This window comes from Gracilibacillus orientalis, from assembly GCF_900114645.1.
Classification (GTDB): Bacteria; Bacillota; Bacilli; order Bacillales; family Amphibacillaceae; genus Gracilibacillus; species Gracilibacillus orientalis.
This window is the reverse complement of record NZ_FOTR01000002.1, coordinates 438,893-452,326: the sequence shown is the minus strand read 5'-3', so window position 1 is coordinate 452,326 and position 13,434 is coordinate 438,893. Positions and strand designations below refer to the sequence as shown.

The 13,434-nt window shown below is 35.2% G+C and carries 12 protein-coding genes; 11 read left to right on the top strand and 1 reads right to left on the bottom strand.

Features of this window, described 5'->3' with window-relative positions; all coding sequences use genetic code 11:
- The first annotated feature begins 129 nt into the window (after window positions 1-129).
- The 4 genes from BM121_RS05585 (at window position 130) to BM121_RS05570 (ending at window position 3,871) form a co-directional block, all read left to right on the top strand.
- Window positions 130-681, top strand: a complete 552-nt coding sequence (locus tag BM121_RS05585; protein WP_175495332.1) for a PadR family transcriptional regulator — start codon at window positions 130-132, stop codon at window positions 679-681.
- Between the two features lie 309 nt (window positions 682-990).
- Complete coding sequence (locus tag BM121_RS05580; protein WP_091482416.1) at window positions 991-2,220, top strand: cytochrome P450; 1,230 nt, start codon at window positions 991-993, stop codon at window positions 2,218-2,220.
- A gap of 45 nt (window positions 2,221-2,265) precedes the next feature.
- A complete protein-coding gene (locus BM121_RS05575) occupies window positions 2,266-3,525 on the top strand; it encodes a cytochrome P450 family protein (RefSeq protein ID WP_091482227.1) in 1,260 nt (419 codons plus the stop codon).
- A 106-nt stretch (window positions 3,526-3,631) separates the two neighbouring features.
- The gene (locus BM121_RS05570) at window positions 3,632-3,871 is read left to right on the top strand and encodes a ferredoxin (RefSeq protein ID WP_091482225.1); all 240 of its coding nucleotides are present in this window, start codon (window positions 3,632-3,634) and stop codon (window positions 3,869-3,871) included.
- A gap of 373 nt (window positions 3,872-4,244) precedes the next feature.
- Here BM121_RS05570 and BM121_RS05565 read toward each other — a convergent pair whose 3' ends face one another.
- Complete coding sequence (locus BM121_RS05565) at window positions 4,245-4,460, bottom strand: hypothetical protein (protein WP_091482222.1); 216 nt, start codon at window positions 4,458-4,460, stop codon at window positions 4,245-4,247.
- A 551-nt stretch (window positions 4,461-5,011) separates the two neighbouring features.
- On the opposite strand from BM121_RS05565, the gene BM121_RS05560 reads away from it, so the two are divergent.
- The 7 genes from BM121_RS05560 to BM121_RS05530 all read left to right on the top strand — a co-directional run bounded on the left by BM121_RS05560 (window position 5,012) and on the right by BM121_RS05530 (window position 13,371).
- The gene (locus tag BM121_RS05560; RefSeq protein ID WP_091482220.1) at window positions 5,012-6,307 is read left to right on the top strand and encodes an extracellular solute-binding protein; all 1,296 of its coding nucleotides are present in this window, start codon (window positions 5,012-5,014) and stop codon (window positions 6,305-6,307) included.
- Between the two features lie 138 nt (window positions 6,308-6,445).
- Window positions 6,446-7,321: a carbohydrate ABC transporter permease gene (locus BM121_RS05555; protein WP_091482218.1), complete on the top strand. Its 876-nt coding sequence runs from the start codon at window positions 6,446-6,448 to the stop codon at window positions 7,319-7,321.
- Window positions 7,322-8,212, top strand: a complete 891-nt coding sequence (locus BM121_RS05550; RefSeq protein WP_091482216.1) for a carbohydrate ABC transporter permease — start codon at window positions 7,322-7,324, stop codon at window positions 8,210-8,212.
- A gap of 18 nt (window positions 8,213-8,230) precedes the next feature.
- The gene (locus BM121_RS05545) at window positions 8,231-9,988 is read left to right on the top strand and encodes a glycoside hydrolase family 2 protein (protein WP_091482214.1); all 1,758 of its coding nucleotides are present in this window, start codon (window positions 8,231-8,233) and stop codon (window positions 9,986-9,988) included.
- Window positions 9,981-10,739, top strand: a complete 759-nt coding sequence (locus BM121_RS05540; protein WP_091482212.1) for a hypothetical protein — start codon at window positions 9,981-9,983, stop codon at window positions 10,737-10,739. The genes BM121_RS05545 and BM121_RS05540 overlap by 8 nt, the downstream gene beginning before the upstream one ends.
- 137 nt (window positions 10,740-10,876) lie before the next feature.
- Window positions 10,877-11,119 (top strand): hypothetical protein, encoded by a 243-nt coding sequence (locus BM121_RS05535; RefSeq protein WP_091482210.1) that lies wholly within the window; start codon window positions 10,877-10,879, stop codon window positions 11,117-11,119.
- 110 nt (window positions 11,120-11,229) lie between these two features.
- Complete coding sequence (locus BM121_RS05530) at window positions 11,230-13,371, top strand: family 43 glycosylhydrolase (protein ID WP_245780750.1); 2,142 nt, start codon at window positions 11,230-11,232, stop codon at window positions 13,369-13,371.
- The last annotated feature ends 63 nt before the right edge of the window (window positions 13,372-13,434 follow it).

Sequence of the window (13,434 nt, the reverse complement as noted above, 5' to 3'; positions counted from 1 at the left end):
TGAAAAGGGAGGAAATCTCATATTGGGAAAGACACGTGGAGTTAGTACAAATCAGCATTAAGTTTTGACAAAAGGAATAATATGATATGCTAATGAGGTTTAGCCCGAATTATAGAAAGGAGAATCCTTTTGTCTATTCCATTATTTATATTAGGAAGCCTTGCTGACAAAGAAAATCATCCATATAGTTTAAAGAAAATATTACTAAATACAATACCTCTAGAAAAATTGAGTGAAGGTAAATTTTACTATAATTTTGATTCCTTGAAGAAAAAAGGGTTTATTGAACCTGTTGAAATCATCCAAATAGAAAATCGCCCGAACAAAACATTGTACAGAATCACTCAAGATGGAAGAGATTTTCTTGAACAAGAGATTTACGATAGTTTTAAAAATGTTTCAAGATTTGAAGATATATATATTTCCATTTTTCTCTTGAAGTATATTGATTCAACGAAGATGGCCTTTATACTGGAAGATACTATTAAACAAGAAAAGCAACGTCTAACAGAGTATAAAAAGAAGAAAGAAAACAAAGAGATTTTAAAGCAAATTCAATCACTAGATGATGAACAACTTAAGGCAGTAGAGTTTATTAGTGAACATGCATTTAGCCAAATAGAACATAATATTTATTGGATGGAAAAACTTTTAACTTTTTTAAAGAGTGTTGATAATTAAATATACTTGGAATTGCAAACGGTCGTTTACCATACTTTGGGATAGGCCGTTTAATCATTTATGTAAACTAAATTCATCGGCGCACTGAAAACACCCTACTCTTTTAGTCCTCTTACATCGCGCTCCATTTTAACTTACCATTATAATTTCTATTTCGTGTTAGGAAGTCTGAACTATTATAATTTGAACGAAAACACAACTTTCTACTCTTTTTGTAATACTCTGATTAGAGTAATATAAAAAGAGTAGAGATGTAAAGTTAATGTTTCGATCTTCAATAACAATTAAGGAGGAATATGAATGAAAGCGATGCCGAAAGAAATAATTCCTGTCAACGAAATTCCCAATTTTCAATCACGTTCAGAAGAATTTTTTCCTGCTGAATGGTACAAGGAAATGCTTGAACATCATCCTGTCTATTATCATGAGAAAACAAACACTTGGAATGTTTTTACACATGAACATGTCAAACAGGTGTTAAGCAACTATGAGTTCTTTTCAAGTGAAGGGCATAGATCAGGAATTTTTGTAGGAGCTAATAATGATGGAGAAAAAAATCCTCACACTCACTTTACACTTATGGATCCGCCTCAACATCGAAAGGGTCGCTCTCTGTTAGCAGCAGCCTTCACTCCCCGTAGTTTGAAGAACTGGGAACCTCGTATTCAAAAGATAGCAACTGAACTTGTGGAACAGATAGAAGACAACTCGATTATTGATATCGTGGATAAAATGGCTGCTTCTTTACCTAGTTTAGTCATCGCAGATTTATTTGGTGTTCCTATTCAAGACAGATATCAGTTCAAGGCATGGGTAGATACTCTTTTTCAACCTTACGATAAAACAAGGTTGGATGACATTGAGTTAGAAAAACAAAAAGCTGCAAAAGAATATTTCGAATATCTCTATCCAATTGTTGTTCAAAAACGATCCAATCTTTCTGATGATATTATTTCTGACTTAATCCAAGTAGAAGTAGACGGAGAACGGTTTACAGATGAACAAATTGTACAAATGACCATGCTGCTTTTAGGTGCAGGAGTTGAAACAACTAGTCATGCACTAGCGAATGCATTTTACTCATTGCTCTATGATGATGACTCCTTATATGGTGAACTTCGTAATAATTTGGATTTGGTACCGAATGCAGTTGAAGAATTTCTACGTTATCGTTTTCATATTTCAAAAAGAGATCGTACGGTTAAGCAAGATAATAATTTATTAGGTGTTGATTTGAAAAAAGGAGATGTCGTCATTGCCTGGATGAGTGCAAGTAATATGGATGAAAATAAGTTTGACGATCCTTTCTCGATTGACATTCATCGTGCAAACAGTAAAAGGCATTTAACATTCGGTAGTGGTCCTCATTTCTGTTTAGGCGCTCCATTAGCACGATTGGAAATAAAAACTGCTCTTGAAGTATTTTTACAAAAATTTTCACATATCGAACCAGTTGAAGGATTTGATTTAGAACGGAATTTAATTGCTTCTGCTCCGGGACAGTCTTTAACTTCTTTACCAATGAAAGTTTATAAGTAAAGGCTAAAAATCTAGGATTCTAATAAAAGGGAGGAAGTTTTTTCTATGAATCAATCAGGGCAAATAACGCCAGAGCAAGAAGTTTTAAATGTCTTAGGAGGTAGAACTGAAAAAGATCCTTTCTTAGTATTTGCAGACCTAAGGGAAAAGGGATCCGTTAGACCCATCCCAATGCCAATGGGGGATTCTGACAACCAAACATGGATTGTCACACATATGGAAGATGTAAAAAAAGTTCTTAAAGATCAAACAAATTTTTGTGTTGATCCTACTACTATTAATAAGAACAGTGATACCAAACAATTTTTAACTAATAGCTCTGAAGAAGATAGTTCAAATTTATTTCTTGCTAGTTCTTTAAATGCACTTGATGAACCTGATCATCGACGGTTACGCAGGTTAGTATCCAAAGCGTTTACACCGAGATATATGGAGAGTTTACGTCCTCGTGTCCAAGAGATAGCAGATGATTTACTTGATCAGGTGCAAGATAAAGGTGAAATGGACATTGTTTTGGACTATGCCTACAAATTACCGATTAATGTTATTTCAGATATGATAGGCGTACCTAAATCAGATCGTGAACAAATCTATGAGTGGTCAGAGGCTATCGCTAATGGTCTTGGTGTAGGAAGAATCGACAATGAAGTTTCGGAAAGTCTGGAAGCCTTTAGTAATTATTTTACACAACTTATTGAAAAAAAGCGTCAGCAACCTAGTGATGATTTAATCAGTGAATTGATCACCATTGAGGAAGAGGGAGATAAGCTTACTGAAAAAGAACTTTTGTCCATGGTGCAGCTGTTGATTTTTGCTGGACATGAGACAACTTCCAACCTGATTTCCACCGGTACTTTGATTTTGCTAGATCATCCTGATCAGTTGGAAATTCTTAAGAATGACCAAAGTATTATTCCATCAGCTGTTGAAGAATTATTGCGTTTTCATGGTCCTTCTACCACAGCTGGTCCACGTTATGCTAAGGAAGATTTGGAACTAGGAGGACAGCAAATTAATAAAGGTGACGTACTTTTTCCTCTGTTGAAGTCAGCAAACCGAGATGAAAATGTATTCATCAATTCAGAAGACGTGGATGTAACACGTGATATTAAACGACATGTCGCATTTGGACAAGGTATTCATATGTGTTTAGGAGCACCTCTTGCTCGAATAGAAGGAGATATCGCGTTTACCACATTGTTAAAGCGTATGCCAAACTTAAAATTAAATATCCCACGAAAGGAAGTCAAATGGCAATTTAAGCTAGCTGCGCAAGGTCTTTCATCTTTACCAGTTTCTTTTTAGCAATAGGATCATTTACATTTCATGCAATGTAACAGTAAATTAAAAGAGGTAATTAGATGAATGATAAGTCAGTTATTGAGATTACTATTATTGGAGGAGGATTAATGTGAAGTTTGCAAAAGTAAATCGAGAAACGTGTATCGCATGTGGACAATGTGGTGAAGAAGCTCCAGATATATTTGATTATGATGATGAAGGAATTGCATATGTGACTTTAGATAATAATAATGGTAATAAGTCAGTACCAGACGAATTGTGGGAGCAACTAGAGGATGCATATGAAAACTGTCCGACAGAGTCCATTCAAATTTCTGATCAACCATTTGAAAAGAGTAAACTTATATGATTTTTAAAGAGAAATGAATAGAATAATAAGTCGTTAGAGTGTTGAGATATCAACACTCTAACGTTTTTTTATTTTAAGATTGAATTTGATTGGAACCGTGAACTAATAACGAAAATTAAATCAATGCCTAATTCTGCATAAATATCCTCTATCTGCAAAGCCAAAGTAGTAACGATCAACGAACACTGGACGGCATGCTTTAAGTGATCAGTGACATCAATTGGGCTATGGTTCTACAATAATTATTTTGGCTTCTTGATGATTCCTTGAAAAAGAGTAACAAAAAATAATCAAAAGGCAACTACAACAATAGATAGCGACTTGCCCAACGATATCAAGCCATAACTGCTTATTTCAGGGTGCGAAAGTTTAGTTAATTATTTTTACTGATAATCATCATAACCAGAAATGAAACAATGATCGCAATTAAAAGAACTGGTAACTCTATAGATAATTCGAATAGTGATTTTAATCCTGCAATTAATAAATGAAGAAAAAAGAATATAGTTATAATATTTAATACAAAAATTCTCACTGAACGTGGAATTTTAATCCACACTTCTAGTAATTTTTGAGAGAGTTTTCTCATTTTATACCTCTTTCCTTCTATTAATCTTATTATAATTTTCATTATATATTACTTTCTTTAAGTTGATAAATTATGTCTTCAGATACATAGCTTTTGATATTCTTTGTATGATCCATCCCACTTCTTGAACCAACTTCTCATCACAATTAAACCAATTTTAACGAAAGAATTGACCTGTGGATTGAATTTGCTTGTTACCGTGAACTAACAACGAAAACTACCTAAAAAGGTCGAAAAATGTAATTAATACAAAAAATATGTATATAAACATAATAACAATCTATATAGAACATAGTAATAGTTTCAAAGAATTAGCTTAAAAAGGTTGTAACCATAGGTGAAAAGCAGAGTTAGCATAATGAATTGATTCAATTAACCGTATTTATTAACTATATGATCAAAAAAAGATATATATAAAAGTTAACTATATAATTTGAATTAGTATTGACTTTTATGAAATGAAAGCGTATTCTATATCTAAAGTTACAGAAAAACTGTAATTAAACATTTTATTTGTAACTTAGAGATATCTTATAAAAGGAGGAGTCAATATGAGGAAGGGTTTTAGTGTTTTTATTGGTGTGGTTTTTGTTGCGTTGATATTGGCCGCATGTTCCGGCAATTCTGATTCAGCAGGAAATGATGTGGAAATTCCAGAAGGCGCAACCGAAGTGGTTATGTGGAATTTGTTTAGTGGTGGAGATGCAGAATACATGAATGACATTGTTACTGAGTTTAATGACAGTCAAGAAGAGTATTTTGTTAATAATGTCCAGCAAGAATATGAAGAATATTACACAAAATTACTGACAAGTGTTGGATCGGGAAAAGGGCCAGATCTGGCAATAGCTCACAGTCATGTATTACCTGAATTAGTTACCCAAGGACTTGTAACCAATATTAATGATTATGCTGAAGATGCAGGGCTTAACTGGGATGAGTTTAACCAAAATGTCTTAGATGTCACGGTCTATGATGGAAATAATTATGCAGTACCAATTGATACTCATCCAGAAATTATGTTTATTAACAACAACCTTGTTGATGAAGCAGGTCTTCTTAATGATGACGGTACACCCGACTTTGAAAAAACACCAGAAGGATTTGTTGAATTCTTAACTTCTCTTAAAGAATCATTGCCAGAAGATAAAATGCCCTTTGCGTTCTCAAGTGTAGGTGAAGATCCATACCGAATCTGGTGGGCATTATATAACCAGATGGGAGGGGAAAACATAGTTTCCGGTGATATGGAAAATCCAACATACGCTTTAGATCATGAGAAAGCGACTAAAGCAGCGAAGTATCTTTATGACTTATACCATACACATGAAGCTATACCTTTAGATTTAGCGGACTTTTACAGCGATTTTCAATCTGGAAATGCAGCTCTAATAACTACTGGAGTTTGGGCAACAGGGATTTGGGAAACAACGGAGGACCTTGATTTTACACCAATGCCTTTCCCTAATATATTTGGTCAAGATGCTGCATGGGCAAGCTCCCATACTTTCGTACTGCCATATTATGATGATGCAGATGAAGACGCACAAAAAGGTGCAGTTGAATTTATGAAATTTGCTACTGATAATGGTGCTGATTGGGCTAGAGCTGGACATATTCCGGCTAAAGATACCGTTTTAGAATCAGATGAATTTAAGGATATGCCATATCGTAGTGAGTACGCTGAAGTTGCTAATTATGTGAAATATGTGGATCGTACTGTTCATGCGCGTGGAATTCAAGATATTGTTGTACGTAATCTAGACAAGTATTGGGCAGGAGATGCTGCTGCTGAAGAAGTCTTCTCCATGATTGAGCAGGAAGTAACGGATCTCATAGCAGAATAATTAGTGAAGTTAACAGATAACTTAGCAGCCTGATCCTGGAAATTCATCATTTATCAATGATAATACGATGATATCGAATGACTAGGATCAGACTGTATTTCGCTTAACATGTGCTACATCCTTATAATAGGAGGTCAAATGATGAAGAAACAATGGATCCAAGATTTTAGAGCAATTCCTTTTTTATTGCCATTCTTTATTGCTTATATGATCTTTACGATATTTCCAATTTTCAAAGGTTTAGAGATGAGTCTGTATGATTGGACATTAGTTCGTAAAATAGAGTTTGTTGGGTTGGAAAATTACACAAAAATGTTTACAGATCGACATTTTTGGCGAACGTTATGGAACACAACGTTTTTTGTAATTTTGACAACACCAACGATGGTCTTATTGGCATTAGGTTTGGCGCTATTATCCAACCTAAACACGAAGTTTAAAACATTTTTCCGTAGTTCCTTTTTTATACCAAGTATATTATCTGTTTCTGTTATATCTTTTCTGATGATCTTTATGCTTCAGCCATATAACGGATTGGTAAATAATATCATTCAAATGATCGGCATTGACGCAGAGCCGAAGTGGATGGCAGATCAAGGATTAGCATGGGTGACCATTGTAGTCGTTACTTTATGGTGGACGGTTGGTTTCAATATGATTTTATTCTTAGCCGGCTTACAGGATATCCCTCACTCGTTATATGAAGCAAGTGAAATAGATGGTGCTTCTCGCTGGGATATGTTTAAGTATATTACATTACCACAGCTTATTCCGATTGGGCGCGTCATTCTTCTGTTACAAGTACTTGCGTCATATAAAGTGTTTGCTCAGATTCTCTTAATTACAGGCGGTGGACCTGGTGGGGCAACTAGGCCGTTAATACAATATATTTATGAAGTTGGGTTTAATCAAAATAACTTAGGTTATGCCGCAACGATGTCTTATGCGTTATTCTTTATTTTATTAATTCTCTCTATTATTCAATTAAAGAGTCAAAGATCGGGGGAGAACTAAATGAGTAATCGACGATTTAGTAATGAGGCAACTATCGAAGTTAAAAAAAGTAAAAATACGGTATTACAACGAAATCGTGATCCTAAATTAGGATTGAAGGTAACGTTGGGATTTATCATAGCGTTAATCTTTATTTTACCTATCATTTGGATGTTGTTTGTTTCGATTAAGCCGAATGGTTTTTCAACAACAGAACCATTCGAATGGTTTTTGCCACCATATACGTTCTATAACTATGTAGATATTATGTTCGGAAGTTTAATCTTTCGTTGGTTGTTTAATAGTTTATTTGTAGCGGTAATTACAACCATTTTAACATTGATTATAACGTCACTAGCGGCGTTTGCCATTTCACAAATGAAATTTCGCTTCAAAAACTTTATCTTTATTTTCTTTTTACTAGGATTAATGATTCCTGGAGAAGCAACCATTATCCCACTTTATGAGGTGGCAAAGAGCTTCGGGTTAATTGATACGTATGCGGGATTAATCTTACCGATGATAGCATCACCATTAGGTGTGATTATATTGAAAAGCTTTTTTGACAATGTACCAAAAGAAGTGGTCGAAAGTGCGATTATCGATGGATGTTCCTATTTTAAACTATTTTACAAGATAGTTTTACCATTAGCGAAACCAGCTTTATCAGCGATAGGTATTTTTACTTTTATCGGTTCATGGAATAACTTTTTATGGCCATATTTATCGGTATTGTCTGAGACGTTGTACACTCTACCAGTAGGTTTACCGGTATTTAATGCTACTTATTCACAAGCGTATGTTCAACCAATGACAGCAAATGCGATTGCATCTATCCCAGTAATCATCGCATTCTTAATTTTTGAAAAACAAATTGTAAAAGGTATTAGCTTTACAGGAATAAAAGGATAACAAAGGAGAATTGACACAATGGAAAATACAATCACATATCAAAGAACAGAATACCCACGACCGCAATTTCAGCGAGATAGTTGGATAAACTTGAATGGAACATGGAAGTTCGCATTTGATGATCAAAATATCGGGGAAAGTGACAGGTGGCATCAGAACTTGACGGAAGCAATGGATATACAAGTTCCATTCACGTATGAAACAAAAGCAAGTGGAATCAGGGATGAAAATTTCCACCCTTATGTATGGTATCAAAGATCATTTGAGATACCAGTTGATCAAATTGGTAAAAAAGTGATGCTACGATTTCAAGCATCAGATTATCTAACCAAAGTATGGGTGAATGACGAATATATTGGTAGTCATGCAGGCGGAAGTGCTGCGTTTTCCTTTGATATTTCTAACGCTGTTACAACCAACGCCAAAAATAAACTAGTTGTGAAAGTAGAGGATAGCAACAGTTGTTATCAACCAAGAGGCAAACAAAGATGGGTAGAGGAGAATTTCGGTTGTTGGTATGTACAGACAACTGGGATTTGGCAAACGGTTTGGTTAGAATTTCTTGAAAATAGAAGTATCGAACATGTAAAGATGACACCGAATATCGATACAAATTCAGTAGCTTTTGATTATTCACTAGCAGGAAACATGGATGAACAGCTTAGAGTTGAAACAACGATTCATTTTAAAGGGGAAAAAGTGAAACAATTTGCTTTCACGCCAAATCGTTCTTCGATGCATTTTGAAGTAGATCTATTAGCTGAAATACATGAATGGAAGGTGATGCACTGGACACCTGAACATCCCAATTTATATGACGTGACATTTGGTTTATATGAAAATGATAGATTGCTAGATGAAGTTCATTCCTACTTTGGTATGCGAAAAGTATCGATAAAAGATGGAAAAGTATTGCTGAACAATCAGCCTATCTATCAAAAGTTTTTATTAGACCAAGGATATTGGCTAGACACGATGCTGACACCACCGTCTGATGAAGCGATGATAGAAGACATCGAGAAAACACTAGAAATGGGCTTTAATGGTGTGCGAAAACACCAAAAATTAGAAGATGAACGCTTTTTGTATTGGTGTGATCGCAAAGGGTTATTGGTTTGGTCTGAGATGGCTGCAACATATGAGTATTCCGATCAAGCTGTTGAGAACTTTACCAAAGAGTGGTTAGACATTATCCAACAACATTATAATCATCCATCGATCATCACTTGGGTACCGTTTAATGAATCTTGGGGCGTACCTCATATCGCAACCAATAAAAAAGAACAAGCTTTCACAGAATCGATATACTATTTAACGAAATCCATTGATTCTGAGCGACCTGTTATTGTCAATGATGGTTGGGAACATACCATTTCAGATATTATTTGCCTGCATGATTATGAGGAGTTTGGTGAGAGATTTTCAGAGCGTTATCAAGATAAAGACGCCATTGTAAATAATGAAATAGCCCATAATAATGATAAGTATCCATTTGCTAATGGTTATGAGTATAAAGGCCAACCGATCATAATTTCTGAATATGGTGGTATTGCTTTTGATGAAGGAAGTGGTTGGGGTTATGGTAATCAAGTCGAAACAGAGGAACAATTTTTAAGCCGCTACCAAAGTATCACGAATGCCATTAAAGAAATTCCATATATATCAGGTTATTGTTATACACAAATAACAGATGTTCAACAAGAAATTAATGGTTTATTAAAAGAAGACCGAACTCCAAAAATTGCACTAGAGAAAATAAAAAAAATCAATGATTAAAACTCTAGGGATTGTTCTAAGCAACAGAACAATCCCTATTTTAAAAATATTAAATTTGCGGGAAGTGATTGTCATAAATGGTCGCGACCACTCTGTTGATTATTTTAAAGGTCTTTTAGTTATTGGTATGGTCTATACGCACGTGCTTCAATTTTTCAGTGATGAATCTATTTTTATATCGATTCCCTATATTACACAATTTTTTAATTTAATTACCTTTTCAGGTTTTGTATTTTGTTTTGGATATGTCTGTCAACTAGCTTATTTTTGTAAGCCCTTTCGATCTGTTTATATGAAAATGCTTATAACAGGAATAAAGACACTGTTGGCATTTTATCTATCTGGTATAGCATTTCAAATATATGTAGGCAATCAACCGCTAACTATCGATACGATTATGCCAATCTTGGTCTTGCAAGTTATTCCGGGTTGGTCTGAATTTTTAGTTTCCTTTTCTTTGATCATCTTTTTGGGACTAGTATTATTTCATAGTTTTATATGGATTTCTAATCGACCGACGCTATTTTGGATGTTATGCTCTCTACTTTTAGTAACGACTTGGATTGATTATAGTTCGATCACTATAGCACAACTAGGCTTATTGGTAGGGTCAACAGACGTAGTAACCTTTCCGGTTGTACAGTATTTGCCATTTTATTTAATTGGTATCTATTTTGCGAAATACCGAATCGATTTCCAATGGAAATATTTCTTGATTTCTTTAGTTGGTACGATTCTATTTATCTCCTAACAAGGGATATGCAGTTACCTGATAGATTTCCGCCAAGTATATATTGGATTATTGGACCAACTTTGATTCTTTATATCTATTACCTTTTTTCAATAGTATTAGATCACTGGCAAAAGGGATTAGGATTATTAAGGTTGATGGGTGAAAACGTACTTGTTTATTTACTATTCAGTAATATTTTTATTTTCTCGTTGGATAACGCATTAAATTTAATTTTTGTCGGGCCTTGGCAGGGATTTTTCTTTAGTCTCATGCTCCTATTAGTGATTACGTATTTCATTAAGTTAACGAGTAGAGTTCCAAGAAACAATGCACCATTAAAGATGATGAGAATAAAGGCTGAACCAGATCAGTCTGACAAAAAGATGACGAAAATCTAACAATATTACTAGTATGCCTCTAACTAAAGGGGGTGATTGATTCGGCAAAGCTCAAGTTAAAAATCGCTAAACGAATATTTAATGGAAAAGGAGTGGCTTAATTGAAACGAATGTTAGGTTTGTTGTTTATTGCTGTTTTAGTGGTACCTCTGATTGTTGTAAGTAAAGATTCTAGTATTCTAGCTTCAGCGGATCCTATCCGAATAGACGGGAATGACAATTCCAAAAATGAGCAATTACCAGAGGAATTAAAGGAACTAAAGCAATTTAAGTTGGAACTGGATGATAACTCGCAAGAAAGCGGGTCATATCATGATGGAACCATTCATATCGACTTTCAGGATAATAAAACGTTAGATTGGCAGTCAGATATTGGCATCAAGTATGTATTTGTTAAAGGTGGTAATGCAGGTAATCTTTATAGTTATAATCAGGAGGATACCATGGATAATGAATTAAATGCTCCAAAAAATAACGGTGGACAACAAGCAGACATAGGTCATGTCACATTTTACTACGAGGAAGAACCAGCACAACTTTTTGAAAATCCTGTGATTGGAGATGGAGCAGACCCGTGGATTGTTAGACATACAGATGGCTATTATTACTATACAAATACAACAGGGAATAACGTAACCATTTGGAAATCGAAAACAATTTCAGGCTTACAAAATGCAGAAAGTAAAGTCGTTTGGACACCAGAACAAGGCGCCCCTAATAGTGCACACATCTGGGCACCAGAAATTCATTTCATTGATGGAAAATGGTATATCTACTTTGCCGCATCTGGTGGTGACATGGAAAAACAACGTATGCATGTACTTGAATCAGAAACATCTGATCCATTTGGTGATTATTCTTATCCGGAAGGAACTACCTATGGCAAGATAACGACACCTTCTGACAAATGGGCCATTGATGGAACGATTTTAGAAATGGATGGCGAGTACTACTTTGCATGGTCTGGTTGGGAAGGTGACGTCAATGTGCGTCAGGATATTTATATTGCACCAATGACCAATCCCTGGACGATAAGCGGAGACAGGGTAGAATTATCAAGGCCAGAATATGATTGGGAAAAAATTGGGGAACCACTTATCAATGAAGGTCCACAATTTTTAAGAAATGATGATGGAGAGCTTTTTCTGATTTATTCAGCTAGTGGTAGTTGGACAGATGATTATAAATTAGGGATGTTAACTTTTACTGGATCAGATCCACTTGATCCTGATGCATGGGAAAAGAGTTCGGAACCAGTATTTGAAAAGGACCCAGAAGTTGGTGTGTATGGTCCTGGACATAATGGTTTCTTTAAGTCACCAGATGGAACTGAGGATTGGATCATTTACCATGGAGCTAAATTTCAGGGATCAGGTTGGGACCGGAATATCAGGATGCAAAAATTCACATGGAATGAAGATGGAACACCAAACTTTGGCAAACCTGTCGCAACTGGAACTTTACTAGAAGTTCCGTCGGGAGAGCAGGCAGGGACGTTAACCCCTAAACTTCCGGTAGGTTACAAGTTTGAAGCAGAGGATGCTACTATTAACCGTGCCAGCATAGTATCCAATACATCGGCTTCTAATCAAGCAAAGGTAGGCCATATTGATTTTGATGATAGTTTTGTAGAATTTGATGTGGATCTTCCAGCAGGAGATTATACGTTGAAAGTTAGGTATGCAAATGGCATGGGAGAGCCGGCCTCCCATCATGTATCTGTTAACGATACTTCAATCGGTGAGGTTAATTATAATAGTTATGGCTGGGATAGCTGGTATTTCACTGAGAAAGAGATCAGCCTGGATGACCAAGAAAATAAAATCAGATTAACAAAAGGAAATCAATTTGCAGAGCTCGATTTTATTGAACTAGTTCCAAGTCAGTCAGAATTTAAATATGAAGCAGAACACGCACAATTAACTAACGCAACGATCATCAACACGTTTGCTGCATCCAATAAGCAAAAAGTGAACTTTACTAGCAATGAAAGTGTTTTAGAGTATCGAATAAATGTAGAAGAAGCAGGAACATACAACTTAGATCTAACCTATAGTAACGAAACCAATGGTATGAGTAGACAGAAAGTAGTTATTAACAACAATGAAATGGGCGAAATAGTGTTTCCACCAACTGGTGATAAATTGGATAGTGTTTCGATCCCAGTAGAGTTAGAAGCGGGGGTACAGACTATTCATTTATCACAAACCACAGGAGAATTAACTTTAGATTATATGCAATTAACACAATAATTTATTTGCCATCTAGCCTTTAGGGTTAGTTGGCAGTACTATCAAATAATATAAAAAGGAGCA